We start from the raw sequence: 24,645 nt of genomic DNA on the forward strand, positions 1-24,645 counted from the left end.
GATGACCGAGGCCTCTGCCGGCACGACCGACTTTGCGGCGCTCGCCGATGCGGCGTGGCCCGCCCTCGAGCGGGCGGAGGCCGGCGGCTGGCAGATGCGCTTCGCCGCCGGCGTCACAAAGCGCGCGAACTCGGCGTGGTGGGTCGGGAACGAAGCCGACACGTCGCCAGACGCGCTGGCCGCCGTCGAGATCGCCTACCGCGAGCGCGGCCTCCCGCCGCTGTTCCAGCTCTCCGCCGCGCAGGGCGGCGCGCGCGCCCGGCTGATCGGGCGCGGCTACCGAGCCCTGGACGAGACGCTGGTGCTCGCGGCATCCCTCGCCGCACGCGAGACCGTGCCGGATGACGGGGTCGAGCTCGCCGACGAGCCCGGCGACGAGTGGCTCGCCGTGTGGTGGTCGGTCGACGGGCGCGGCGGCGAGGCCGAGCTCGAGACCGCACGCCGCATCCTCACGGGCGTTCCCGCCGTGTATGCCGCTCTGCGCATAGACGGTGCGCTGGTGGCGGTCGCGCGGCTCGCACCGGTTGGCGAGTGGGGTGGTCTGTACTGCGTCGCCACGCTGCCCGAGCACCGCAGGCGCGGGTATAGCGAGCGGGTGGTCGCTGCAGCACTCGCGGCGGGCGCCGAACACGGGGTGACGGATGCCTGGCTGCAGGTGCTCGCCCGCAACCAGGCCGCCGCCGCCCTCTACGCGCGGTTCGGCTTCGCGGAGGTCGACCGATACGAGTACCTGGTCGGCGCGCTCAGGCTGCCGCCGGCCGCAGCGTGCCGGGCGTAGTCGCCCGCCGAGACGCGCCGAGATGGGAGGAACCGGCGCGATAGCGCCCTTTCAGCGCGTCTCAGCGCGGCGTCAGGCCTCGAGCTGCTCCGAGAGCTCGAGCCAGCGGGTCTCGAGGTCGGCGAGCTCGGATTCGAGCGTGCGCAGCCCGTCGGTGAGCGCGCCGAGGCCCACGTAGTCCGACTGATCGTGCGCGGCCAGCTTGTCGTGGGCCGTCGCGATGTCGGCCTGAAGTCGCGCGATGCGCCGATCGATCGACGCCACTTCCTTCTCAGCATTTCGCCGGTCGGCGCCCGAGAGCCCTGAACTCCCGTGGTCTCCATTCGCGCCCTGCGCGAGCCGACCAACGGAGGCCGGCGCGGCGGTGCCCGAAGCATCCGCCGTCTGCTGCGCACGCCTCAGGCGCAGGTACTCGTCGACCCCGCCCGGCAGATGGCGCAGGTGCGCGTCGAGGATCGCGAACTGCTGGTCCGTGACCCGCTCGAGCAGGTACCGGTCGTGCGAGACCACGATCAGGGTGCCCGGCCACGAGTCCAGTAGGTCCTCGATGGCCGCGAGCATGTCGGTGTCGAGGTCGTTGGTCGGCTCGTCGAGGATCAGCACGTTCGGCTCATCGAGCAGGATGAGCAGCAGCTGCAGGCGGCGCTTCTGACCGCCGGAGAGATCCTTCACGGGGGTCGAGAGCTGCGCGCTCGAGAACCCGAGCCGCTCGAGCAGCTGGCCGGGCGTGAGCTCCTGCGCCTTCGAGCCCGAGCCGATCGTGTAGCTCGAGCGCAGGCCGGCGATCACCGTGCGCACCGGCTGGTCGAGTACCTCGTCGAGCTCGTCGAGCCGCTGCGTCAGCGTCGCCACCTTCACGGTCGTGCCGCGCTTCACACGACCGGCGGTCGGGGCGACGGTGCCCGCGATCAGACCGAGCAGCGTCGACTTGCCCGCGCCGTTGACGCCGAGGACACCGGTGCGCTCGCCGGGCGCGATGCGCCACGTGAGGTCGCGCAGGATCGGACGATCGAACGACACGGAGACGTCGATCAGGTCGACGACGTCCTTGCCGAGGCGCGAGACCGCGAGGCGCTGCAGCGAGACCGCGTCGCGGATCTCGGGAACGTCTTCGATCAGCTGGTTCGCCGCGTCGATGCGGAACTTCGGCTTCGAGGTGCGGGCGGGCGCCCCGCGGCGAAGCCAGGCGAGCTCCTTACGGGCGAGGTTGCGCCGCCGAGACTCCGTCGCTGCGGCCATGCGGTCGCGCTCGACCCTCTGCAGGATGTACGCCGCATAGCCGCCCTCGAAGGGCTCGACGATGCGGTCGTGCACCTCCCACGTGGCGTTGCAGACCTCGTCGAGGAACCACCGGTCGTGGGTGACGACGACGAGCGCGCCGGATGCCGCAGCCCAGCGCGCCTTGAGATGACCCGCGAGCCAGGCGATGCCCTCGACGTCGAGGTGGTTGGTCGGCTCGTCGAGGAAGAGGACATCCCATTCGCCGACGAGCAGCGCGGCGAGCGCGACGCGACGGCGCTGGCCGCCAGAGAGGGTCTCGATGCGCGCGTCCCACCCGATGTCGGCCACCAGGCCCGAGAGAACGTCCCGGGTACGGGCATCCCCCGCCCATTCGTGATGGGCTGCGTCGCCGACGATCGCCTTGGCCACCGTCGATTCGGGGTCGAGCGTGTCCGCCTGATCGAGCACGCCGAGCCGCAGGTCGCGGCGCCGTGTGACGCGGCCTCCGTCCGGCTCCATCCGCCCTGCGAGCAGCCGCAGCAGGGTCGACTTGCCGTCGCCGTTGCGGCCGACGATGCCGACGCGGTCGCCGTCCTGCAGGCCGAGAGTCACTGAATCGAAGACGACGCGGGTGGGGAATTCGACGTGCAGCGACTCCGCGCCGAGGAGATGAGCCATTCCGTCAAGGATAGGCGAGTGCGATACACCTCTGAATTGGGGGGCGCCTCGCCGGGTGCCCACGCGTCTAGATTGTGGCAACCTGTGTTTCGAACATGTTCCGCCACCCGAGCCGCGGACCTGTTCGAGTAATCAGCCTGGGGGACGGCATGAGCGCATACCCGACGTCGCTCGCAGCGGCATCTGCCGCGACGCGCGACCAGGTGCGTGCCGCCATCGGGCGCGTCTCGGAGCTGACGCTCGAGCCGCACTCCCGCGTGGGGTCCGTGCTGATCTACGGTCCAGAGGGCTATCAGTCGGCTGGGGTGCTGCGGGAATCCATCCGGTTCCTCGAGGACTGGACGCTCGTCGTGGGCGTCGCGGTCGAGCGCGAGCGGATGACGGACTGGTCGTTCGTCGAGACGCTCAACCTGTCGCTCGCGCGCTTCGGCGTTCAGGTCGTCACCCCGCTTTCGTTCCCTGGCAGCCCCGACGACGCCGTGGCGGTCGGCCGCAATCTCGCCAAGGCGCTCGCCACCATCGAGGCGCCGGTCTGCGTCGTCGTCGAGAACGTCCACCTCGCCGACGAGCGATCGGCTGAGGCGATCCGCATCGGACTGCGCAGGCACGGCAAGCAGCCGCAGATGATGCTGATGTCGACAGAGTCGCTCGTGAACCAGAGCGAGCAGCAGCTGCAGGGTCTCGCGCAGTCCCGCCCCGAGCACAACGTCATCGTCCGCCTGCCGGCGCTGTCGCCCTCCGACGTGCAGGAACTCGCCGTCGAGCGCGCTGGACGGCCGCTCGCCGGCCGGGTCGCCCGCCAGTTCGTCGCGGACACCGACGGCAACCCGACGCTCGTGACAGGGCTCTTCGACGCGTTCCAGAGCGATCTCCTCCAGTCGCCGCACCCCGCGGCGATCGATCTCGACCGGCCGCGGATCGTGCCCCTCCTGCCTCGGCAGCAGGCCGCGCTCGACGCGGCGTCGCTCGGAGCGCGCACCGCGGCCGAGATCGTCGCGGTCCTGCGCGAGCCGACGGCGATCGCGGCCGTCAACCGAGTGGCCGCGTGGCTCGGGATCACGGAGACGTTCGGCGCCTTCGATCTCGACGCGGCCGAGCGCGCGGGGCTCGTGCGCTTCGTCGAGGACGCAGCGGTTCCGACCGTCGCTCCCCCGACGCGGGTGACCGGCGACCGCATCGCCGCGGGCATCGCGATCGAGCGCCGCCGCGAGATCCATTCGGCCGCGGCCGACGTGCTGACGGGGCTGCCGGTGCTGCGCCACCGGATCGGCGCGATGGTCGCGGAGGACACCACGCTCGTCGCGGACCTGATCGACGGCTCGCTCACGCGCGCGGCCGTCGGGGACAGCGAGCGCGCCGTCTCGCTCGCGCTCTCCGCCGTTCAGCTGGCCTCGCCCGGCGCCGAATACGAGAAGGCGGTGCTCACCGCCGGAACCCTCGCGCTGCGTCTGCACGAGCACCAGCGCGTCGCGCAGCTGAAGGGCGAGCTCGCCGCGCTGCCCGAGTCGCAGTTGCGCGACGCGATCCTCGCGGATCTCGAGGTTCTCGCAGGCAACCGCGAAGCGGGCATCGAGCGCGCGAGGGCCGTGATCGACGCGCCGGGCGGCTCTGCCACCACCCGAGCGCTGCGGGCGCACGCCGCGTCGATGCTTCCCCTGTACGACGCCATCAACGAGCACCACGAGCTCGTGGCAGGGCATGTCGCGCTCGCGCGCCGCGTCCTGGCAGACGCGCCGACGCAGGCGGGCGAGGTCGACGCAGAGCTGCGCTGGCTCGTGCGCCCTCGTGAGAACGAGCTGTGGCTCACCGCCTGGGAGCTCGCGGCTGCGGCACGCCTGCGCGACTCCGAGCGGCTGGCCGACCGCATGGCGCGCCTCGACCTGCTGCTGCGGGTCACGCCCGACTCGCCGGCGGCGGTCGACGCGATCGTGTACCAGGCGCGCACCCTGCTCTATGCGGGGCGGGTGACGGATGCCGCGAACCGCCTGCATCGCGCGATCCGGGTCGCCCCCGGGTTCCCCGACTCGTGGCTCAAGCACACCGCACTCACGATGCACGCCCACGTCCTGTTCCTCACCGGCGACTGGGACAACGCCGTCGTCACCGGCCGCAGGGCGCTCGAGAGCGCCTTCGACGACCCGTATCGCGCGGCGCTGCCCACCGCGTACGCGGTGTCAGGGATGGTGGCCGCCGCACGCGGCGGAGCCGACGAGGTGCACAGGGTCGAGCGCCTCATCGGCCTGCTGCCGCCGCCTGGCGGCGGAGCGGTGCCGTACGACCCCGACCTGCCCGACCTGATGCTGGCCGAGCTCGCCGCGGCCGTCGGCGACCCGCTCGCTCAGCTGCAGGCGACCGAGACCGCGCGCACCGCGACCCGCCGGGGCAGCGCATGGACCTGGCTGCCGCTGCACATCGACGCCCTGCTCGCCCTCGGACGCACGGCAGACGCGCTCGGGATCGCGGGCGAGGCGCTCGCGGGCCAGACGCCGTGGAATCGCTCCCCGCATGCGGTCAGCCGGCTGCACGCGCGCATCGCCCTGGCAACGGGCGACCCCGCGCGGGCCGGCACGCTGTACAGCGGCATCGTCACGAGCCAGACCGCCGCCGGCCAGCCGTTCCAACTCGCGCGCGACCGGGTCGACTTCGCCGCCGCGCTCACGGCTGCGGACAATCCGAAGCGCGCGCTGGAGCAGCTCGAGCTCGCCGCCGCGGCATTCCGCGACCTGAAGGCCGGCACCTATCTGATGCGCACCCTGGAGCGCATCGAAGAGCTCGCGGACCACGCAGAGCCGCGGGCATCCGCCGGCCGCGGCCACGCCGCCGATTCGACGGGCGGCGCGCTCGCCGCACTCACCACGCGCGAGCGCGAGGTCGCGATCGCGGTCGCGAGCGGGCTCACCAACCGCGAGGTCGCCGAGCAGCTGTACGTGTCGGTGACGACGGTGAACTTCCACGTCCGCAACATCCTCGCGAAGCTGTCGCTGAGCTCGCGCCGCGAGCTGCGCGCGGTCGTGCAGGGGCCGGCCGCGCGGCGGTCGAAAGGACATCGGAAGGCGCGCGACGAGGACGGCCCTGTCAGGTCTTGACGGTTTGCGCCGACGCCACTGGCGGGGGCGCGCAGCCCGGTTAGCCTGGTGAAGCCGAGCGGGGGATCAGGCTCAAGGTGAGCCCCACACCCCCAACTCTCCCAACCCCCGTGGTACGACCCGACGACCCGAACGGTCCCCCGCCGGCGCACCTTCGACTCCAGGCCGCACCCGTCAGCCGACGACGCGAGCGCCGTGCACCGGCCCCGTCACCCGCAGGGCGCGCAGCCCGGACGCCGACAGCGCGATCTGCAGTTCGAGCGCCCCGTCGCCGTCCTCGGCGAGGAACGCCACCGTCGGCCCTGAGCCTGACACGAGCCCTGCGAGAGCCCCTGCGCGCTCCCCCGTCTCGAGCACCGGCGCGAGCTCAGGCGCGAGATGGATCGCTGCGGCCTGCAGGTCGTTCGCCAGCACCTCGGCGAGCTGTCGCGGATCGCCGGCGCGCAGCGCCTGCAGCACCGCAGGGTCGACAGACGGCGCGAGCTTCGGCGCCAGCTCGGCCCGGTGCCGCTCGCGGTGCCGGTCGAGCTCGCCGTAGACGGCCGGCGTCGACAGCTGCGCGTCAGGCAGCGCGAGCACCCAGTGGAAGGTGCCCCGCGCGAGCGCCGGCGACAGCTCTTCGCCGCGGCCCGTTCCGATCGCGGTGCCGCCCGCGAGCGCAAACGGCACATCGGCGCCGAGCAGGGCGGCCAGCTCGTGCAATTCCTCACGCGGAACAGATGTCCCCCACAGCGCGTCGCAGGCGACGAGTGCGGCTGCGGCATCCGCCGACCCGCCACCCATGCCGCCCGCGATCGGGACGTGCTTCTCGATCTCGAGCCGCACGCCCCCCGCGTACGCGGTGTGCGTCGCGAGCAGGCGCGCCGCGCGCAGCGCGAGGTTCGTCTCGTCGGTGGGCAGGCCCGAGCAGTCGACGGGACCGCGGAAGGAGACGGTGAAGTCCGACGACTCGCTCGCGTACACCTCTTCGTAGAGGCTGACCGCCTGATAGGCGGTCGCGACCTCGTGGTAGCCGTCGGCCATCACCTCGCCGACGCCGAGGTAGACGTTGATCTTCCCCGGCGCGCGCACGTGAACACGTGTGTCTCGCCCCGACTCGACCGCCTCGGTCATGACAGCCGCCCCGCGACGCGCACGAACGCCTCCACGTCGAGCTCTTCGCCGCGCGCAGTCGGTGCGGCGCCGACCGATTCGAGAGCGGCGGATGCTTCGGCCGACCCCCCGAACACACCGGAGAGCGACTGCCGCAGCATCTTCCGACGCTGCTGGAACGCGGCGTCGACGACGGCGAACACGCGCCGCCGCAGCGCCTCATCGCCCGGCGCCTCGCCCTTCTCGAACGCCACGAGGATCGAGTCGACGTTCGGCACGGGCCAGAACACCTGCCTGCTGACGTTCCCCGCGGTGCGCCAGGAGCCATACCAGGCCGCCTTCACGCTCGGCGAGCCGTAGACCTTCGAGCCCGGCCCTGCGGCGAGCCGCTCGCCGACCTCGGCCTGCACCATAACGACGCCGGAGCGCAGCGACGGCACCTTCTCGAGCAGATGCAGCAGCACAGGAACCGAGACGTTGTACGGCAGATTCGCGACGAGCCGCGTGGGCTCGCCCGGCAGCGACTCGACGGTGAGCGCATCCTGGTGGACGACGGTGAGCCGAGCGGCCGCCTCCGCGCCGAGTTGCGCCGCGACGGTCGCCGGCAGCTGCGCTGCGAGCCGCCCGTCGATCTCGACGGCGACGACGTGCGCGCCCGCCTCGAGCAGGCCGAGCGTCAGCGAGCCGAGCCCCGGGCCGACCTCGACGACCGTGTCGCCCGCCTGCACCGCGCCGACCCGCACGATGCGCCGCACCGTGTTCGCGTCGTGCACGAAGTTCTGGCCGAGCTTCTTCGTCGGCGTCACGTCGAGCAGTTCGGCGAGGTCGCGCACCTCGGCCGGGCCGAGCAGACCGGGCGTCACGGCGCTGCCTCGGCCACGACGGCTTCGAGCTCGTCGTCCCACGAGCCGTACACGTCGACGGTGTTCGCGGCGATCTGCGCGGCCAGCTCGTCGATGGGCATGCCCAGAGTCTCTGCCATGAACCGCACCGTGTGCGGCACGAGGTACGGCGCGTTGGGGCGGCCTCGATAGGGCATGGGAGTCAGGTACGGCGCATCCGTCTCGACGGTGACGAGCGTGCGCGGCACGACGGTCAGCGCCTCGCGCAGCGCCGGCGCGTTCTTGAACGTGACCGTGCCCGCGAAGGACAGGTACCAGCCGTGCTCGGCCGCGAGCCGGGCCAGCGCCGCGTCGCCCGAGAAGCAGTGGAACACCGTGCGCTCGGGCGCGCCGACCCGCAGTAGCGTCTCGACGACCTCGCGGTGCGCGTCGCGGTCGTGGATCTGCAGCGCGAGGCCGTTCGCCTTCGCGATGTCGATGTGCGCCTCGAAGCTGCGGAACTGCGCCGCACGACCGCTCTCGTCGGTGCGGTAGAAGTCGAGCCCGGTCTCGCCGACGGCGCGCACGCGCGGCCGGGCGGCGAGGGACGCGATCGTCTCGAGCGCGCCGTCGAGGGCGCCGGATGCCTCGAGCTCAGGCGCCTCGTTGGGGTGAAGAGCGACCGCGGCAAGCATCCGCCTGTCCTTCACCGCGTGCTCTGCGCTCCAGATCGACGTCTCGACGTCGACCCCGACCTGCACCACACCGCGCACGCCGACCGCGGCCGCCCGGTCGAGCTGTTCGCGCCAGCCGAGCTGCTCGAGCCCCGGCTCGTCGCGGTGGATCGCCGGGTCGAGGTGGGTGTGGTCGTCGTACACCGGTACGGCGAGCGCGTCCGGCAGCGGCGGGTAGGAGCGGTCGGATGCCACGCGTCAGACTGCTTCGATGCGCGGGAACAGCGGCTCGAGCTCACCGACGACCGTGCCCGGCTTCAGCTGGCCCCATGCGCCGGCGACGCGCAGCGGCTGAGCCGACAGCTCGCCGAGCGACTCCGTGGCGCCGAGGGCCGCCCAGAGCTTCGGGGTCGCCTTCGTGAGCACCGGCGAGAGCAGCACCGCGAGGGCGCGCAGACCCTCGGCCGCCGTGTACAGCACGGTCGACAGGCGGTCGCGCTGCGCCGCGTCCTTCGCGAGCGACCACGGCTCCTGCTCCGTGATGTAGCCGTTCAGGGCGTCGACGATCTTCCATACCGCGGCGAGCGCGTCGTGGATCGCGAAGCGCTCGATCGCGGCGTCCGCCTCGAGCGCCGAGGCCGCCACCGTGGTCTGGATCGCGAGCTCAGCCGCCTCGTCCGCGACCGGCTGCGGCACGACGCCGTCGAAGTAACGGTGCACCATCGCGATCACGCGCGAGGCCAGGTTGCCGAAGCCGTTGGCGAGCTCCGCCTGGTAGCGGGCAGCGAGGTCCTCCCACGAGAACGAGCCGTCCTGCCCGAACGAGATCGCGCGCATGAAGTAGTAGCGGAAGGCGTCGGACCCGAACGTGTCGGTGATCTCGTTCGGCGCGATGCCCGTCAGCTTCGACTTCGACATCTTCTCGCCGCCGACGAGCAGCCAGCCGTGACCGAACACACCGGCCGGAACGGGAAGCCCGGCGGCGAGCAGCATGGCGGGCCAGATGACGGCGTGGAAGCGCAGGATGTCCTTGCCGACGATGTGCCGCGCCGGCCAGCGGCGCGCGAACTCGGCGTCGTCCTCGCCGTAGCCGATCGCGGTCGCGTAGTTGAGCAGCGCGTCGACCCAGACGTAGAGCACGTGCGAGGAATCCCAGGGGATCGGGATGCCCCAGTCGAAGCTCGACCGCGAGATCGACAGGTCGTTGAGCCCCTGCGACACGAACGCGACGACCTCGTTGCGCGCGCTCTCCGGCTGCACGAAGTCGGGCCGTTCCTTGTACAGGTCGAGCAGCTGCTGCTGGAACGCGCTCATGCGGAAGAAGTAGTTCTTCTCCTGCATGAGCTCGAGCGGCCGGCCGTGGATGGCGCAGACCTTCTGCCCTTCGTACTGCCCGGTACCGTCGACGATCTCGGACTGCGGCTTGAACTCCTCGCAGCCGACGCAGTACAGGCCCTCGAACTCGGCCTCGTAGATGTGGCCGGCCTCGTGCAGCTTCTCGATGAACAGCTTCACCCGGCGCTCGTGGCGCTCGTCTGTGGTGCGGATGAAGTCGTCGTTGGCGATGTCGATCGTCTCGAGCAGCGGCTTCCAGGCGGTCTCGACCAGGCGGTCGGTCCATTCCTTGGGCGTCGCGCCGTTGGCGGTCGCGGTGCGCAGGATCTTCTGGCCGTGCTCGTCGGTGCCCGTCAGCAGCCAGGTGTCGTCGCCCGCCTGACGGTGCCAGCGCGCCATGACGTCCGCAGCCACCTCGGTGTACGCGTGGCCGATGTGGGGCACGTCGTTGACATAGAAGATGGGCGTGGTCAGGTAGAACTGGCGGCCTTCTGGCATGCCTTAAATCCTACGGGGCCGATCCTTATCGGATTCACCGCGCGCACGCGTCTCACGAGAAGCCGCTGGCGCCTATGGTCTGCATATGACCACGCCCATCGAGCCCGAGACCCAGCCGCAGCCCCAGCCGCAACCTCAGTCCGCGGCACCGGTCGACCGCACCCAGCTGCCCCCGTTCAACATCATGGCGCTGATCGCGTTCATCGGCGCGTTCATCATCCCCGTGGTCGGCATCGTCTGCGGGCACATCACGCTCGCCGAGTACCGCAAGGGGCTGCCGGAGCGCGGGCGCGAATACGCGCTCGCCGGCACCATCCTCGGCTACATCTTCACGGCGGCGTGGCTCGTGCTCGCCGTCGTGTGGATCGTCTTCGCATTCACGCACTTCGGCCACAGCTCGGTCATCAGGCCGGGCGGCGGCACCGGCCAATTCCCCGGCTTCGGCGGCGGTGACGGCGGCAACCGCTTCCGCATCCCGACTCCAGGGGCGACGCCGTACGGGAACTAGGGTTCTGGGCTCAACGGGCGCGCAGGGCCGCCTCATAGAGCTCGCGCCGCGACAGCCCGGTGGTGCCGGCGACCTCGGTCGCGGCATCCTTCAGTCTCGTGCCGCTCGCGACCAGGTCGAGCACAGCAGCGACCCCGGAATCGAGCGAGACGACCCTCTCGGCCGCGCCCTCGGCGACGACGACGATCTCGCCGCGCACGCCGCCCTCGGCCCATGCCGCGAGCTCGGCGGCCGTGCCGCGCTTCACCTCTTCGTGCAGCTTGGTCAGTTCGCGCGCGACGACCACGCGGCGCGCCTCGCCGAAGTGCGTGGCGATATCCGCGAGGGATGCCGCGAGCCGGTTCGGGCTCTCGAAGAAGACGAGGGTGCGACGCTCGTCGGCGAGGCCCGCGAGCAGCTTCCGCCGCTCGCCCTCCTTGCGCGGCAGGAAGCCCTCGAAGGCGAAGCGGTCGGTCGGCAGCCCCGAGACGGCGAGCGCGGTGAGCACCGCCGACGGGCCGGGCAGCGCCGTCACGGTCACGCCCGCGGCGATCGCGGCCTGCACCAGGTGGTAGCCCGGGTCGCTGACGGTGGGCATGCCGGCGTCCGACAGCACGAGCAGATCGGCGGATGCCGCGAGCTCGGCGAGCTCGCCCGCGCGCTCCCGCTCGTTGTGGTCGTGCAGCGCGATGAGCCGCGGCCGGTTCTCGATGCGCAACCCCTGCAGCAGGCGCTGCGCGACCCGCGTGTCCTCTGCGGCCACCAGCTCGACCGCAGCCAGCGTGTCGACCAGGCGCCTGGTCGCGTCGCCGAGGTTTCCGATGGGCGTCGCGGCGAGGATGAGCATGAGCGGAATCCTATGCGGCACTCGATTTCGGCCTCAGTAGCCCCGGTACGATGACGCGCGTGACTCAGCCCTCCGACGCCGACTTCGACGAGCTCGTCGAGGGGCCCCACGAGTCGCACGGTGTCGAGGAGCCCGAGCCCACCGGCACCCGCCTCGACCGCTGGTGGGCGGCGCGCCTCGCGAACCCGCTGAACAAGCGGCTGTGGGACTGGGGCGGCCCGATCGCCGTCACCCTGCTCGCCGCCGCGCTGCGCCTGTGGCACCTCGGCCTGCCGCGCTCGCTGGTGTTCGACGAGACGTATTACGTGAAGGACGCGTGGACACTCTCGCACCTCGGCTACGAGGGCGCCTGGGTGGCCAACGCCGACAAGGCCTTCAACGCCGGCGACGCGAGCGGCTGGTCGGCCAAGGCGGAGTTCGTCGCGCACCCGCCGCTCGGCAAGTGGATCATCGCGCTCGGCGAGCACCTCACCGGCATCCAGAGCTCGGTGGGCTGGCGGCTGTCGACGGCTGTCGTCGGCATCCTCGCCGTCGTGCTCATCATCCTGATCGCGAAGAAGCTGTTCGGCGGCTCGACGCTGCTCGGCTGCATCGCAGGTCTTCTGATGGCGGTCGACGGCAGCGCGATCGTGATGAGCCGGGTCGCGCTGCTCGACAACTTCGTGATGTTCTTCGCCCTGCTCGGCGTGGGCGCCGTACTGCTCGACCGCGGCTACAGGGACACGCGGATTCCTCGGCTGAACGCGCCCGTCCTGTGGCGCCCCTGGCTGCTCGCCGCCGGCGTCGCCTTCGGCCTGTGCGCGGGCGTCAAGTGGTCGGGTTTCTACTTCCTCGCGGTGTTCGGCGTGTACGTCGTGCTCGCCGACTTCGTCGCCTATCGCAAGGCCGGCTTCCTCGCCTCGACCACGGGCCTGGCGCAGGCGATCGTGAGCTTCGTCACGATCGTGCCGATCGCGATCGCGACGTACGTCGCGGCGTGGTCGGGCTGGCTGTTCACGGGCGGCGGGTGGGACCGGCACTGGGTCGAGCAGAATCCCGCGCAGCACGCCTGGCACGGCCTCCTGTCATGGGTGCCGTACTGGGCCCAGAATCTGTGGCACTACAACACCGAGCTCTACGGCTATTCGATCAACCTGCACGCCACGCACCCGTATCAGTCCAACCCGCTGTGGTGGACCCTCATGCTGCGGCCGACGAGCATGTACTACAACCCGGTCCCCGCGGGGCAGAACGGGTGCACCGCTGCGCAGTTCGGCTGCTCGCAGGCCATCACCGACCTCGGGAATCCGTTCATCTGGTGGGCGGGAACCCTCGCCCTGCTCGGTCTGGTCTACGTCCTCATCCGCCATCGCGACTGGCGCGCCGGGCTGCTGCTCACGGCCGTCGGCGCGGGGTGGCTGCCGTGGGTGATCCTGTACCACGGGCGCACGATCTTCACCTTCTATGCGATCGCGTTCGAGCCGTACCTGATCCTCGGCATCGTGTACTTCATCGCGAAGGCGCTCGGCAGCCCCGCGGATTCGACCTACCGCCGCACCCGCGGCATCGCGGGCGTCGCCGCATACCTCGCGATCGTGCTCGGCGCGACCGCGTTCTTCTGGCCTATCTGGTCGGGGGTGCAGACCTCGTACGAGTTCTGGCGCGCCCACATGTGGCTGCGCAGCTGGATCTAGGGCGCCTGCTGAGGCATCCGCCGCTTGCGTTTCATTAATTACATGTCGTAACATCTATGTCATGACATCCATTTCACGCGTCTCGGTCGTCAGCACCGGAACTGTCCAGATCCGCCCCGAGCACGTCGAGAGCAACGGCACGCCGCTCTTGTGGTGGCTCAACACCTCGCGCCGCTGGACGGCGCCGCGCCCGATCAACGTCTACGTCATCGAGCACAAGGACGGCCTCGTGCTGTTCGACACAGGGCAGGACCGGCGCTCGGTGACCGATGCCGATTACTTCCCGGGCGGATTCATCGGCCACAACTACCGACGCCTGGCGAAGTTCGACGTGCCCGAATCCGCGACGCTCACCACACAGCTCGCCGGCCTCGGCTACGACATCGCCGACGTGCGCGTCGCGATCCTGTCGCACCTGCACCAGGACCACATCGGCGGCCTGCGCGAGCTGCCGCCGACCGCGCAGGTGCTCGCGAGCGCCACAGAGCTCGCCGAGGTCGACAAGCGGTTCGCACTGATCGGCGGGCTCATGCGCGACCACATCTTGCTTCCCGGCATCCAGTGGGCGCCGGTCACACCCCAGCCGGTCGACGACGGCTCGATCGCTCCGTTCACCGAGGCGCACGACGTGATGGGCGACGGCTCGCTGATGCTCCTTCCGACACCTGGCCACACGCCGGGGTCGCAGTCGCTGCTGCTGCGCAGCGCGGGGCTGCCGACCATGCTCTTCGTCGGCGACCTCACGTACGACGTCGAGCTGCTCGCCGCCGACCGCGTGCCCGGCGTCGGGCACCGGGCAGGCCTGCACGCGACGACGCGTCTGGTGAATGAGCTGGCCGCGAAGCATCCGGGCATGCCCGTGCTCGCCGCGCACGACCCCTCGGCCGCCGCCCGACTTGAGGCGGCCCTCGCGCGACAGGCAGAGTGATCGGGTGAGAACCGCAGAGCGCCTCCGCTATCTGATCCTCGCCGCGCAGCGCGAAGGCAACCGGCAGCTCACGGTGTTTCTGTCACACATCGGCCTCACCCCCGCACAGTCCGAGGCGCTGCGGATCGTGGCCGACCACGGCCCGCTCGCCCTCAAAGAGCTCGGCGACATGCTCGTGTGCGACACCGGCACGAGCCCGAGCCGCATCGTCGACCGCCTTGTCGCGGCCGGCCTCGTGCAGCGCGAGGTCGGCGAGCACGACCGGCGGCAGGTGCGGTTGACCGCAACCGCCGAGGGGCGCGAACGCGCCACGCAGGTGCAGGGCATCGAAGACAAGCTGTACGACGCGATCGACGGCGCGGTGAGCGCGGCCGACGCCGAGGTCATGGTGCGCGTGCTGCGCGCACTGACGCACGGGTCCCCCGCAGGCGCGGCGCTCGACAAGCGGCTCGCCGCCGAGTCCGAGGGAGCGCGCTGATGGCGGCCGTGAGGTCACTTTCGAGTCCGTCGACGGACCGACGCCGTTCAGCTACCGGTACCTGGTCGCCCCCGCGCCGAACGGCGCCCGGCTCGAGCTCGAGGGCGCGATCAGCGCCGCGGGACTGCCCAGGCCGGCGCGACTGCTCGGGCCGCTCGCCGAGCCGATCTTCCGCCGCGGCATGCAGGACAACCTGCGCATCCTGAAGCAGCTGCTCGAGAAGCGCTAGCGCTCGCCGTCGCACACGCCGCGCACCGAGAACCTGCGTGTCGGCGGCAGGTGCGGCAGAGTTGACGGATGCCGCGCAAGATCATCCTCGACTGCGACCCCGGCCACGACGACGCCGTGGCGATGCTGCTCGCCCAGGCGCACCCGGCCATCGACCTGCTGGCCGTCACCACGGTCGCCGGCAACCAGAGCCTGCCGAAGGTCACGCGCAATGCGCTCGGGGTGGCGACGCTCGTCGGCATCACCGCGCCGATCGCCGCAGGGGCCGAGGGGCCGCTCGAGCGCTCGGCGGAGTACGCGCCCGACATCCACGGGGACAGCGGGCTCGACGGGGTCGTGCTGCCTGAGGCATCCGTCGCGCTCGACCCACGGAACGCGGTCGACCTCATCATCGAGCTGGTCATGTCCCATGAGCAGGGCGACATCACCCTCGTGCCCACCGGGCCGCTCACCAACGTCGCGCTCGCGGTGAAGCGCGAGCCGCGCATCATCGAGCGCGTGCGCGAGGTGGTGCTGATGGGCGGCTCCGCCCGAAGCGGTAATCTGACACCTGTCGCGGAATTCAACATCGCCTTCGACCCAGAGGCGGCCGACGTCGTCTTCTCGGCGGGCTGGCGGGTCGTTACGGCCGGGCTCGACGTGACGCACCAGGCGCTCGCGACACCCGCTGTCACCGAGCGCGTCGCCGCCGTCGGCGGCGCGAAGGCCGAGTTCATGCTCGATCTGATCGCGGAGTACGGCCGCCGCTACGCCGACGTGCAGGGCTTCGACGCGCCGCCGGTGCACGACCCGGTGGCGGTCGCGATCGTCATCGACGAAGAGCAGGGCGGCGGCCACGTCGACGTGGTGCGGGCCCCGATCGCGATCGAGACCGCAGGAAAGCACACGACCGGAATGACGGTCGTCGACCTCCGGCCGTGGGTCGTCGGCGAGGGCCGCACCTCGGTCGCACTCGGCCTCGACGCCGACTGGTTCTGGGATCTGGTGGTGGCTGCGCTGCGCTGAGCCGCGCCGTCTCCGCCACAGGTGCGCCGTTAAGATGAGCAGGTGGCGGAGACGGGCGTGGACGCGGCACGCGTCCAGGTGCTCGGGCCCGTGCGTGTCGCGGGGCCCGGCGGGTGGGTCGACGTGCCCGGCGTCAACGGCAAGGCGCTCATCGTCTCGCTCGTGCTCGCCAAGGGTGCCGTCGTCTCCGTGTCGTCGCTCGTCGACGACATCTGGCAGGACGACCCGCCCCGCAACGCCCGCGCGGCGCTGCAGACCCTCGTCTCACGTGTGCGCGACATCGCCGGCGACGAGCTGATCGAGTCGTTCGCGGGCGGCTACCGCCTCGGCGCCTCGGCGGCCGAGGTCGACCTGTGGTCGGCCGAGTCGCCCAGGCGCGGCGAGCCGGGCGCCGATCTCGGCGACACCGAGCTCGCGACCCGCCTGCGCGAGACGGCCGACGGTGTGCGGGTGCGCGCGCTCGAAGCGCGGGTGGCGGATGCTTTGCGCGCCGGCTCTCCCGCCGACGCCGTCGACGCCGCTCGCGCGCTTGCCGATGCCACCCCGTACGACGAGCGGGCCCAGCTCATGCTGATGAAGTCGCTCGCGGCCGACGGCCGCCGCGGCGAGGCACTGCGCGCGTTCGCGGAGTTCAAGCAGCGGCTCGACGACGAGCTCGGCGCACGGCCGAGCGCCGAGCTGGTGGCCTGCAATGCGGAACTGCTCAAAGATGACCCCGCCGCCGCCACGGCATCACGTGCGCTGCTCGGATCCGCCGCGCGCGGCTCGGATCCAGACAGCGCTGAGCGGATCCGAGCAGCGCAACCGACGGCGGGGAAGGGCGGCGGAGCCCCGAAGCACGTCGCCATCGGCCTGCGCGCCGCGCCGAACCACCTCATCGGCCGCGACGCCGACATCGAGGCGCTCGAGAAGCTGATGGCGACAGCGCGGCTCACGACGATCCTCGGCCCGGGCGGCCTCGGCAAGACGCGCCTCGCGCAGGAGCTCGCGCACCGCGCCGCCGAACGCACCCCCGGCGTCGTGGTCGTCGAGCTCGCCGGCATCCGCGAGTCCGACGACGTGCCGCTCGCGGTGGCCGCCACGCTCGGCATCGGCGAGGTCGGCGCCGGCCGCCTCAGCCTACGCGACCCGATCGTGCTGCTCGAGGTGCGCACGCGCATCCGGGCGGCGCTGTCTGAGCGCGAGACCCTCTTGGTCCTCGACAACTGCGAGCACGTGATCGAGGGTGCCGCCTACCTGGTCGACCAGGTGCTGTCCGAGATCCCGGCCGTGCGGGTGCTCGCGACGAGCCGCGCCCCGCTGCAGCTCGGTGCCGAGAGCGTGTACCCGCTGGGTCCGCTGCCTGCGGACGAACACGGCCCCGCCGTCGCCCTCTTCCTGGAGCGCGCCCGCGCCGCTCGCCCCGGCGCCGCACTGCCCATCGAGGCCGTCGCCCGCCTGTGCGAGCACCTCGACGGGCTGCCGCTCGCGATCGAGCTGGCGGCCGCACGCATCCGCTCGATGTCCGTCGATGAGATCGAGCGCCGCCTCTCCAACCGCTTCGCGCTGCTGCGCGGCGGCGACCGCAGCGCGCCCGAGCGGCACCGCACCCTGATCGCCGTCATCGACTGGAGCTGGAACCTGCTCAGCGATTCCGAGCGGCGCATGCTGCGCCGCCTCTCGCGCTTCCCCGACGGGTTCAGCGCGGTCGCCGCGGCCGCGGTGGTGCTGATCGACGCGAGCGTTGAAGAAGAGGAGGCGCGGCTGCAGGCATCCGATGACTTGGACGCCCTCGTGCTGCAGTCGCTCGTCTCGGTCGCCGAGAGCCCGGTCGGGTTGCGCTACCGCATGCTCGAGACCGTGCGCGAGTTCGGCGACATGGCCCTGGTGGATGCCGGCGAGGACGAGTTGGTCGCCACCGCGCAGTCGCGCTGGGCACAGCGCTTCGCGAGCGAGATGGTCCGCGATCTGCCGACCGCACGGCAGAGCGAGGTCGTGCGGGCGCTCGACCTCGAGCACGACAACCTCGTCTCGGTGCTGCGCGCGCACGACGACGACCCGGCGACCGTCATTCCGGTCTTCGCCGCGCTGCTGTTCCACTGGCTCGTGCGGAACCAGTTCCGCGAGGCGCTGTCGTTCGCCCCGATCGTCGCCGCGGCCGTCTCGGGCCGCGAGCTTCCCCCCGCCGGCGCGGACACCTCGGCCATCGCCCTGATGTTCGCGGCCGTGATGGGCATCGCCGGCTCGCAGTCGCCGCGGCCCGGGCAGCCCGGGTACGACCGGCAGCCCGAGCTGCCGCCCGAGCTCGAGGAGTTCGCGGCGATTCCCTCGACCGAACTCTTGCGCGCGGGCCTGCGCGCGGGCGTCAAGATGCGCCGCCTCGTGCGCTCGGGCGCCGTGTCGCCCTGGCTCGCCGCGATCGCCGAGGTGCTCGTCACTGCGGTCAGATTCCAGGCCGAGTGGGGCATCGAGCAGCTCAAGGGACTGCGCGAGTCGGACGACGAGGTCATCCGCATCCTCGGCCATCTGTTCAGCGGGCTGCTCACCGAGAACACGGGCGAGATCGAGCGCGCCATCGACTTCGTGCGCATTGCGTGGGACGGCGCGACGCGCCTCGGCCTCGACTGGATGGCCGGCCAGGCGGCCCAGGGGCTCGCGAACCTGTCCAGCCAGGACGACCGGCCGGCCGACACACTCGAATGGGCCGCCCGGTCGCAGCAGCGCCTCGCCCAGATCGGCGCCGTCGAGGAGATCGGCCAGAACGACTGGATCGTCGCCATCAACAAGCTCAAGCTCGGCCGTCGTGACGGCGTCCTCGAGGCGTTCGAGCGCTTCGCGAACTCTGACGAAGGCCCGCAGGAGGGCTTCGACGGCCTGGACGCTCGCGCCATCGGCTGGGCGGGCCTGGCCGAGCTCGCCTCCGCCGACGGCGATACGGACCAGGCCGTCGAGAACTACCGCGCCGCGCTGGCGCTCTACGGCTCGAAGCCGGGTCATTACGTGATGGGCGCGTGGTACCTGATCAGCGCGGCCGGCGCGCTCGCGGCATCCGTCTACTACGACCGCATGGACGACGACGCGCTCACGATCTGGCGCACCCTGCGCCGTGCGACCCGCGTCGCGGCGCGCGGCCGCGGACGCGGTGGGCCCGCGATGGTCGACCGGCCTGTGCTCGCGACGGCGGCGATGGGTCTCGCGATCTGGCTGCTGGGTGCGCAGGGTATGACGGATGCCGCACGCGAGGCCGGCGCCGGGATGCTGGCGTTCGCCGAGCGGCTGCACTCCCGGCAGGATCAGCCTGCGCTGGTGCGGGCGCGGGCGTTCGCTCTCGCGGAGCGGGTGGTCGGGGCGTCCGCCATCTCGGCCGCGCGCGAGCGCGTGGCTTCGTTCCCTGATCTGCCGACCGCGACCAGCGCGCTCGACGAGCTGCTGCGCCTGACTCGCATCTGACCGCGCCCGGTCGTCAAGAAGTGGGCGAATACCCGCGCGAAACCCGACTTTCTGACGACCCGCCGCTCGACCAGGCGCCCGGTCGTCAAATAGCCGCCTCCCCCGAGAGGAGAAGGCGACTATTTGACGACCGGCGCGGGGCTGCTACGCCTTGCGCATGTACGCGCGCACCGTGAGCGGAGCGAACACCAGCACGACGACCGCGGCCCCGAGCAGGGTCCACCACACGTCGGCCCCGACGGGCTGCGAGGCGACGAGGGCGCGCATCGCGGTGATGACGTGCGAGACGGGGTTCACGTCGGCGAACCAGCGCAGCCAGTTCGGCATTGTCGAGGTGTCGACGTAGGCGTTCGAGAGGAACGTCAACGGGAAGAGCACCATGAACGAGATGCCCTGCACCGACGACGCTGTGCGCGCGATCACGCCGAAGAAGGCGAATATCCAGCTGATCGCCCACGCGACGGCGACGATCAGCAGACCCGCGAGCACCAGGCCCAGGAATCCGCCCTCCGGCCGCCAGCCGATCGCGAAACCGGTGAGGAAGGTGATCGTCGTGGCGATCGCGTAGCGCAGCGTGTCGGCCGTCAGCGCGCCCGCGAGCGGCGCGATGCGGGCGATCGGCAGCGAGCGGAAGCGGTCGAACACGCCCTTGTCCATGTCCTCGCGCAACTGCACTCCGGTGACGACGGACGCCGTGATGACGGTCTGGGCGAGCACGCCGGGGATGATCGTCGGCAGGTAGCCCTTGATGTCGCCGGCGAGCGCGCCACCGAACAGGAACGTGAACATGACGGTGAACAGGATGGGCTGCAGCGTCACGTCGAAGAACTGCTCAGGCGTGCGGCGGAACTTGACGAGTCCGCGGTAGGCCATGACGAGCGAGTTCGAGACCGTCTGCGCGATGCTCGTGTGGTTCTTGAGCTTGCGCTCGGATGCCGGGACGATCTGAGTCGTCGAGATGGTGGTCATGCGCGCACCTCCACGGTGTCGTCTTCAAAATCCGAGTTGTCGTCGGCCTCGGCGGTCACGCCGTGTCCGGTGATGGTGAGGAAGACCTCGTCGAGCGTCGGTTTCTGCACCGAGAACTCGTCGAGGCGGATGCCGGCCTGGCGGAAGCGGATCAGCAGGTCGGTGACGGTGTCGGGGTTCGACATCGGCGCCGTGATGCGGCCGGCCTCCGGCGACGGGGTGCCCTGCACGCCGAACACCTCGGAGATGAGGCGCAGCGCCTCGCCGGTGTCGTTGCGGTCGGCGATGCGCAGGATCAGCGAGCTCGTGCCGACCGACGCCTTCAGCTCGTCGGCCGTGCCCTCGGCGACGACCTTGCCGGTGTCGATGACCGCGATGCGGTCGGCGAGCTGGTCGGCCTCGTCGAGGTACTGCGTGGTGAGCAGCACGGTCGAGCCGGTGGCGACCAGGCTGCGGATCGTGTCCCACATCTGCCCGCGGGTGCGCGGGTCGAGGCCCGTCGTCGGCTCGTCGAGGAAGATGAGCGGCGGCTGGGCGATGAGGCTCGCAGCCAGGTCGAGGCGGCGGCGCATGCCGCCGGAGAACTTGGCGAGCGGGCGCTTCGCGGCCTCGGTGAGGCCGAACGCCGCGAGCAGCTCTTCGGCCTTCTCGCGCGCCGCCTTGCCGGAGAGGCCGAGCAGGCGGCCGAAGATGTAGAGGTTCTCGTTGGCCGAGAGCTTCTCGTCGACGGACGCGTACTGGCCGGTCACGCCGATGAGCTGGCGGACGATGTTCGCCTCTTTCACCACATCGTGGCCGAACACGCGGCCGGTGCCGCCGTCCGGCTTGAGCAGGGTGGCCAGCATGGAGATGGTCGTGGTCTTGCCGGCGCCGTTCGGGCCGAGCACACCGTAGACGGTGCCCGCCTTCACCTGCAGGTCGACGCCGTCGACCGCCCGGTTCGACCCGAACACCTTGACGAGGCCCTCGGCCTCGACGGCGAGTTCGGTGGAAGTCATGTCTGTGTCCTCAATCGTGGATGAGTGGATGTTTCGATGATCGGGTGCTGCGCTTTCACGCCTCTTGCGCGACGCTTACAACCGCTTGCAGCAGCTGCGAACGGTCGAAGCCGGCATAGGCGAGCGCCCGCGGCACGGTGCCGAGGGCAGACGCGAGGATGCCTGCCGCGACGTCGGCGTGCCGCATCGAGTGGCCGCGCTGAGTGCTCGACATGCGGTGGCCCGCGGCGAGCGCCTGCTTGGCGCTCGTGCCCCAGCGGGGCCGCTCACGGCGGCCGGTGGCGACGAGCCGCTCGGCCGGGATCGGCGCGACGCCGGCGGCGCGCAGGCTCTGCTCGCGCTCGGCGGCGAGCGCCGCGGTGAACGCGTCGTAGTCGAGACCGGCCTCGGCGAGCGCGGCCGCCGCCCGGTTGCGACGGTCGAACAGCAGCGCCAGCAGCAGGTGCTCGGCCTGGACGGCGTTCGCGCCGCGGTTGCTGGCCTCGATGACGGCGAGCTGCACGAGGCCGCGCACGTCGGCGCGCATGCGCTGCTCGGGCAGCGAGCCGCCCTGGTGTGCGCTAATCGGTGCGGGCACTGCGCCTCCTCAGTTCGATGTCGGCGCCGGCGAGGCGGCGCAGGTGCTTCTTGTGGACGGCCTGGCGCGTCACGCCGAGGGCCTCGGCCACCTGGGACCACGACCAGCCGGCACGCAGAGCGCGTTCGACGGCCGCGTCTTCGAGGCGGTCGGCCAGTTCGCGCAATGCGACGACTGCGGCCAGCTCGTCTGCCGGGCCCCCGAGCGTATCGGGAGTGAGCGGGTTCATAATGAGCAATGTAAGTTGCTTAAGGACGAGTTGTCAACTCAAGTTGCTTTTCGGTGCCCTTAACAGGCGCTGAACATCCGCCTAGCATTGCGCTTGTGCAGCACCCCCTCTTCGACGGACTCGCCGACCCGGCCCTCGTCTCGACCCAGTGGCTCTCCGATCACCTCGGCGCCGAGGGGCTCGTGGTGCTCGACGCCACCGTCCTGCCGGTCACGGGTTTCAACGGAGCCGATGCCTACGTGAGCGGGGAAGAGCAGTACCTCGTGTCCGGCCACCTGCCCGGGGCCGTCTTCGCCGACCTGTTCGACGACTTCAGCGACCCGGAGGGCGAATACGCCTTCAGCCGGCCGAGCGCCCCGCACTTCGAGCGCGCCGCCCAAGCGCACGGCGTCGACAACGACACCGCTGTCGTCGTCTACGACACGGCTGACGGCATCTGGGCCGCGCGGCTGTGGTGGCTGTTCCATTCCTTCGGGTTCGAGGTGCGCGTGCTCGACGGCGGGTTCGTCAAGTGGCGCGCCGAGGGCCGGCCGATCGCCACGGGTGACGTGCGACCCCGCCGCGCCGGCGAGTTCTCTGCGCACGCCGACGACGAGGCCTGGGCCGACAAGCGCGAGGTCGAGGCCGTGGTCGCCGGCAGCGAGGACGCGGTGCTGCTGTGCGCTCTGCCCGCTCGCGAGTTCACGGGCGAGTCAGGCGGCAAGACGCGGCCCGGCCATATTCCGGGCTCGATCAGCTCACCGGCCGCCCACCTCGTCGACCGCGACACCAACACCTATCTGCCCGCTGAGCGCCTGCGCGAAGTGCTCGGCGACGTGGCCGCGGCCGACGCTCCGATCATCGCGTACTGCCGCAGCGGCATCGCCTCGACGAGCGGCGCGCTCGCCCTCGAGCTGATCGGCCGCACTGACGTGAAGGTCTACGACGGGTCGCTCAACGAGTGGGCCGCCGACGCGAGCGCCCCGCTCGAGACGGGCGCCCCTGTGCTCGCGGCTTCCGGCGGCGGTCGGCACCTGACGCGGCCGGAGCGGCCGCGCCCTTAGCGGGCGGCTTTCCCTGTTCGGCGGACTTCGCACCGGCGTCCGCGCCGCGCGACGAGTTCGCGGTGCGCCCGCGCACGACCCCGATGAATTCGTCGATGTGCGGCTGCGCTTCGGCGGGCGCGTCCTTCAGCCATGCGAGGCCGACGCGCCAGCCGGGTCCGTCGGTCACGGGTCGCGACACCACGTCCTTCCGGGCGTAGAGCCGCGCGATCGACTGCGGCACGACCACGACACCGACGTTGGCGGCGACGACCTCAACGTGCTGTTCGATGTCATCGTCGAACGGATGCCTGACCTCGCCCTCGAGGGCGGCAAGAGCCACCTCGTCGGCGGCCTCGATGACGTGGCCCTTGGGGGCGACCACGAACGGCCGCTCCTCGTAGAGTGCGATCAGATGCACGTCCCCTGGCTGCGTCTCGCCCTCGGCGAGGCGCACGAACGCCAGGTCGGCGGCGCCGTTGCGCACGGCCTGCAGCTCGGCGTCGGCATCCGTCACGGCTTCGATCTGAATCAGTTCGAGCGGATGCCTGCGGAATCGCTCGCCCCAGATGCGCGCCCACTTGCCGGGCGTGACGCCGCGGGCGTAGGCGATGCGCAGGCTGTGGGGCACAGCCCCAGGCTATGCGAGACCCTGGCCGGTAGCCTGAATGCATGAGCGACAACGCGCCACGTCCCGCCGGCCCCGATGCGATGAAGCCGGCCACCGCCGCGAAGAAGCTCGGCATCTACCTGCCCGCTGCGCCCGAGTCGTTCCAGCAGGGCGCGCTCACCCGCTCCGAGTTCCAGGAGCTGCAGTCGACCCCGCCCGAGTGGCTGGTCCAGCTGCGCCTCAACGGCCCGCACCCACGCGATGTGGTCGCGCGCAAGCTCGGCGTCTCGGCGTCGGGCCTCGCCCGCGCCGGCGTGACCGACGCGCTCACCACCGCCGAGATCACCGCCCTGCTGCAGAGCCCGCCCGAGTGGCTCGTGCGCGAGCGTGCGACGCAGGCCACGGTGCGCGCCGAGAACTCCCGAGTCAACGAGGCGAACGCGGTGAAGGCCGCCCGCGCCGCCGAGCGCGACGCCGACTGACGCACAGCCCCGTGGCCGCCGACGTCGTCATCCGACGCGCTCGCGACGACGAGATCGAGCGCACGGTACGCCTCCGCTGGCTGTGGGCCGTGGAGGTCGGCAACACCCCGGCGATGTCCGAGGCCGAGTTCAGCGCCGATGCGGCTGCCTGGGCGCGGGCGCACAGTGAGACGCACCTGCCGCACGTCGCTGTCGCCGATGACACCGGTGGCGCCGAGATCGTCGGCATGGCGTGGCTCGCGCTGACCCCCCGCGTCGCGACGACGAACAGCCTCGACCGGTGGTCAGGCGACCTGCAATCCTGCTATGTCCTGCCGGAGCACCGCGGGAACGGCGTCGGCGGCGCGCTGGTGCAGGCGGTGCTGGCCACCGCGCGCGAGCGGGGCGCCGAGCACGTGACGGTGCACGCGTCTCCGAGGTCGGTCGAGCTGTATGTGCGACACGGATTCCGCAGCAGCGGTCGCCTGCTGTGGGCCGATGTCGCCGTCACCGAGCGCTGA

22 protein-coding genes and 1 pseudogene are annotated in these 24,645 nt (G+C 71.4%); 12 read left to right on the forward strand and 11 right to left on the reverse strand.

The genetic code is table 11. From position 1 onward, the window contains the following. The first annotated feature begins 1 nt into the window (after position 1). The gene (locus D7I44_RS03480; RefSeq protein ID WP_120788206.1) at positions 2–778 is read left to right on the forward strand and encodes a GNAT family N-acetyltransferase; all 777 of its coding nucleotides are present in this window, start codon (positions 2–4) and stop codon (positions 776–778) included. Positions 779–850: 72 nt separating this feature from the next. On the opposite strand, the gene D7I44_RS03485 is transcribed toward D7I44_RS03480, so the two are convergent. Continuing rightward, a complete protein-coding gene (locus D7I44_RS03485) occupies positions 851–2,677 on the reverse strand; it encodes an ABC-F family ATP-binding cassette domain-containing protein (RefSeq protein ID WP_120788207.1) in 1,827 nt (608 codons plus the stop codon). Positions 2,678–2,826: 149 nt separating this feature from the next. Between D7I44_RS03485 and D7I44_RS03490 the strand changes: the two genes are divergently transcribed. Then, complete coding sequence (locus tag D7I44_RS03490) at positions 2,827–5,763, forward strand: helix-turn-helix domain-containing protein (protein ID WP_120788208.1); 2,937 nt, start codon at positions 2,827–2,829, stop codon at positions 5,761–5,763. Between the two features lie 174 nt (positions 5,764–5,937). Here the strand turns inward: D7I44_RS03490 and D7I44_RS03495 are convergent, their stop codons facing one another. From D7I44_RS03495 to metG, 4 genes are read right to left on the reverse strand one after another with little or no spacing between them, the layout of a single operon-like run. After that, the gene (locus tag D7I44_RS03495) at positions 5,938–6,876 is read right to left on the reverse strand and encodes a 4-(cytidine 5'-diphospho)-2-C-methyl-D-erythritol kinase (RefSeq protein ID WP_120788209.1); all 939 of its coding nucleotides are present in this window, start codon (positions 6,874–6,876) and stop codon (positions 5,938–5,940) included. Then, the gene (rsmA, locus tag D7I44_RS03500; protein ID WP_120788210.1) at positions 6,873–7,718 is read right to left on the reverse strand and encodes a 16S rRNA (adenine(1518)-N(6)/adenine(1519)-N(6))-dimethyltransferase RsmA; all 846 of its coding nucleotides are present in this window, start codon (positions 7,716–7,718) and stop codon (positions 6,873–6,875) included. The genes D7I44_RS03495 and rsmA overlap by 4 nt, the downstream gene beginning before the upstream one ends. Next, the gene (locus D7I44_RS03505) at positions 7,715–8,605 is read right to left on the reverse strand and encodes a TatD family hydrolase (protein WP_120788211.1); all 891 of its coding nucleotides are present in this window, start codon (positions 8,603–8,605) and stop codon (positions 7,715–7,717) included. The genes rsmA and D7I44_RS03505 overlap by 4 nt, the downstream gene beginning before the upstream one ends. 3 nt (positions 8,606–8,608) lie before the next feature. Then, positions 8,609–10,183: a methionine--tRNA ligase gene (gene metG / locus D7I44_RS03510; RefSeq protein WP_120788212.1), complete on the reverse strand. Its 1,575-nt coding sequence runs from the start codon at positions 10,181–10,183 to the stop codon at positions 8,609–8,611. An 85-nt stretch (positions 10,184–10,268) separates the two neighbouring features. Between metG and D7I44_RS03515 the strand changes: the two genes are divergently transcribed. Beyond that, positions 10,269–10,691: a DUF4190 domain-containing protein gene (locus tag D7I44_RS03515; RefSeq protein ID WP_120788213.1), complete on the forward strand. Its 423-nt coding sequence runs from the start codon at positions 10,269–10,271 to the stop codon at positions 10,689–10,691. A 10-nt stretch (positions 10,692–10,701) separates the two neighbouring features. Here the strand turns inward: D7I44_RS03515 and rsmI are convergent, their stop codons facing one another. After that, complete coding sequence (gene rsmI / locus D7I44_RS03520) at positions 10,702–11,517, reverse strand: 16S rRNA (cytidine(1402)-2'-O)-methyltransferase (protein ID WP_120788214.1); 816 nt, start codon at positions 11,515–11,517, stop codon at positions 10,702–10,704. Between the two features lie 59 nt (positions 11,518–11,576). Here rsmI and D7I44_RS03525 point away from each other — a divergent pair, with 59 nt between their 5' ends. The 6 genes and pseudogenes from D7I44_RS03525 to D7I44_RS03545 all read left to right on the forward strand — a co-directional run bounded on the left by D7I44_RS03525 (position 11,577) and on the right by D7I44_RS03545 (position 19,258). Then, positions 11,577–13,190 carry a dolichyl-phosphate-mannose--protein mannosyltransferase gene (locus D7I44_RS03525; protein ID WP_245979984.1) on the forward strand — a complete coding sequence of 538 codons (1,614 nt, stop codon included), beginning with the start codon at positions 11,577–11,579 and terminating at the stop codon, positions 13,188–13,190. Between the two features lie 61 nt (positions 13,191–13,251). Beyond that, positions 13,252–14,118 carry an N-acyl homoserine lactonase family protein gene (locus D7I44_RS03530; RefSeq protein WP_120788216.1) on the forward strand — a complete coding sequence of 289 codons (867 nt, stop codon included), beginning with the start codon at positions 13,252–13,254 and terminating at the stop codon, positions 14,116–14,118. Between the two features lie 4 nt (positions 14,119–14,122). Next, positions 14,123–14,596, forward strand: a complete 474-nt coding sequence (locus tag D7I44_RS03535) for a MarR family winged helix-turn-helix transcriptional regulator (RefSeq protein ID WP_120788217.1) — start codon at positions 14,123–14,125, stop codon at positions 14,594–14,596. 52 nt (positions 14,597–14,648) lie between these two features. Beyond that, positions 14,649–14,825 (forward strand): annotated as a pseudogene (locus D7I44_RS18785) (SRPBCC family protein); the annotation flags it as partial. A gap of 68 nt (positions 14,826–14,893) precedes the next feature. Next, the gene (locus D7I44_RS03540) at positions 14,894–15,829 is read left to right on the forward strand and encodes a nucleoside hydrolase (RefSeq protein ID WP_120788218.1); all 936 of its coding nucleotides are present in this window, start codon (positions 14,894–14,896) and stop codon (positions 15,827–15,829) included. Positions 15,830–15,871: 42 nt separating this feature from the next. After that, positions 15,872–19,258: an AfsR/SARP family transcriptional regulator gene (locus tag D7I44_RS03545; RefSeq protein ID WP_120788219.1), complete on the forward strand. Its 3,387-nt coding sequence runs from the start codon at positions 15,872–15,874 to the stop codon at positions 19,256–19,258. Positions 19,259–19,402: 144 nt separating this feature from the next. Here D7I44_RS03545 and D7I44_RS03550 read toward each other — a convergent pair whose 3' ends face one another. From D7I44_RS03550 to D7I44_RS03565, 4 genes are read right to left on the reverse strand one after another with little or no spacing between them, the layout of a single operon-like run. Then, positions 19,403–20,227: an ABC transporter permease gene (locus tag D7I44_RS03550; RefSeq protein ID WP_120788220.1), complete on the reverse strand. Its 825-nt coding sequence runs from the start codon at positions 20,225–20,227 to the stop codon at positions 19,403–19,405. Further along, the gene (locus tag D7I44_RS03555; protein ID WP_120788221.1) at positions 20,224–21,225 is read right to left on the reverse strand and encodes an ATP-binding cassette domain-containing protein; all 1,002 of its coding nucleotides are present in this window, start codon (positions 21,223–21,225) and stop codon (positions 20,224–20,226) included. Before D7I44_RS03555 ends, D7I44_RS03550 begins: the two co-directional genes overlap by 4 nt. A gap of 55 nt (positions 21,226–21,280) precedes the next feature. Continuing rightward, the gene (locus D7I44_RS03560) at positions 21,281–21,802 is read right to left on the reverse strand and encodes a Clp protease N-terminal domain-containing protein (RefSeq protein WP_120788222.1); all 522 of its coding nucleotides are present in this window, start codon (positions 21,800–21,802) and stop codon (positions 21,281–21,283) included. Further along, entirely contained in the window at positions 21,786–22,031 is a 246-nt protein-coding gene (locus D7I44_RS03565; RefSeq protein WP_120788223.1) for a helix-turn-helix domain-containing protein, read from the reverse strand. The genes D7I44_RS03560 and D7I44_RS03565 overlap by 17 nt, the downstream gene beginning before the upstream one ends. Positions 22,032–22,126: 95 nt before the next feature. Between D7I44_RS03565 and D7I44_RS03570 the strand changes: the two genes are divergently transcribed. Further along, positions 22,127–23,074, forward strand: a complete 948-nt coding sequence (locus D7I44_RS03570) for a sulfurtransferase (protein WP_162940032.1) — start codon at positions 22,127–22,129, stop codon at positions 23,072–23,074. On the opposite strand, the gene D7I44_RS03575 is transcribed toward D7I44_RS03570, so the two are convergent. Further along, positions 22,965–23,684 carry a LysR substrate-binding domain-containing protein gene (locus D7I44_RS03575; RefSeq protein ID WP_120788225.1) on the reverse strand — a complete coding sequence of 240 codons (720 nt, stop codon included), beginning with the start codon at positions 23,682–23,684 and terminating at the stop codon, positions 22,965–22,967. The two genes, D7I44_RS03570 and D7I44_RS03575, sit on opposite strands and share 110 nt — an antisense overlap. A gap of 80 nt (positions 23,685–23,764) precedes the next feature. Here D7I44_RS03575 and D7I44_RS03580 point away from each other — a divergent pair, with 80 nt between their 5' ends. Together D7I44_RS03580 and D7I44_RS03585 are read left to right on the forward strand one after the other, a co-directional pair. Then, positions 23,765–24,145, forward strand: a complete 381-nt coding sequence (locus D7I44_RS03580; protein WP_120790778.1) for a DUF5997 family protein — start codon at positions 23,765–23,767, stop codon at positions 24,143–24,145. A gap of 11 nt (positions 24,146–24,156) precedes the next feature. After that, positions 24,157–24,645, forward strand: a complete 489-nt coding sequence (locus D7I44_RS03585) for a GNAT family N-acetyltransferase (protein ID WP_220093826.1) — start codon at positions 24,157–24,159, stop codon at positions 24,643–24,645.

This window comes from Gryllotalpicola protaetiae (assembly GCF_003627055.1).
GTDB classification, from domain to species: Bacteria; Actinomycetota; Actinomycetes; order Actinomycetales; family Microbacteriaceae; genus Gryllotalpicola; species Gryllotalpicola protaetiae.

Excerpts from the sequence above, each read along its gene's own strand:
- D7I44_RS03490 (WP_120788208.1), top strand. The coding sequence starts at position 2,827 with ATGAGCGCATACCCGACGTCGCTCGCAGCGGCATCTGCCGCGACGCGC.
- D7I44_RS03495 (WP_120788209.1), bottom strand. The coding sequence starts at position 6,876 with ATGACCGAGGCGGTCGAGTCGGGGCGAGACACACGTGTTCACGTGCGC.
- D7I44_RS03540 (WP_120788218.1), top strand. The coding sequence starts at position 14,894 with ATGCCGCGCAAGATCATCCTCGACTGCGACCCCGGCCACGACGACGCC.
- metG (WP_120788212.1), bottom strand. The coding sequence starts at position 10,183 with ATGCCAGAAGGCCGCCAGTTCTACCTGACCACGCCCATCTTCTATGTC.
- D7I44_RS03555 (WP_120788221.1), bottom strand. The coding sequence starts at position 21,225 with ATGACTTCCACCGAACTCGCCGTCGAGGCCGAGGGCCTCGTCAAGGTG.
- D7I44_RS03530 (WP_120788216.1), top strand. The coding sequence starts at position 13,252 with ATGACATCCATTTCACGCGTCTCGGTCGTCAGCACCGGAACTGTCCAG.
- D7I44_RS03485 (WP_120788207.1), bottom strand. The coding sequence starts at position 2,677 with ATGGCTCATCTCCTCGGCGCGGAGTCGCTGCACGTCGAATTCCCCACC.
- D7I44_RS03515 (WP_120788213.1), top strand. The coding sequence starts at position 10,269 with ATGACCACGCCCATCGAGCCCGAGACCCAGCCGCAGCCCCAGCCGCAA.
- D7I44_RS03480 (WP_120788206.1), top strand. The coding sequence starts at position 2 with ATGACCGAGGCCTCTGCCGGCACGACCGACTTTGCGGCGCTCGCCGAT.
- D7I44_RS03580 (WP_120790778.1), top strand. The coding sequence starts at position 23,765 with ATGAAGCCGGCCACCGCCGCGAAGAAGCTCGGCATCTACCTGCCCGCT.
- D7I44_RS03565 (WP_120788223.1), bottom strand. The coding sequence starts at position 22,031 with ATGAACCCGCTCACTCCCGATACGCTCGGGGGCCCGGCAGACGAGCTG.
- D7I44_RS03550 (WP_120788220.1), bottom strand. The coding sequence starts at position 20,227 with ATGACCACCATCTCGACGACTCAGATCGTCCCGGCATCCGAGCGCAAG.
- rsmI (WP_120788214.1), bottom strand. The coding sequence starts at position 11,517 with ATGCTCATCCTCGCCGCGACGCCCATCGGAAACCTCGGCGACGCGACC.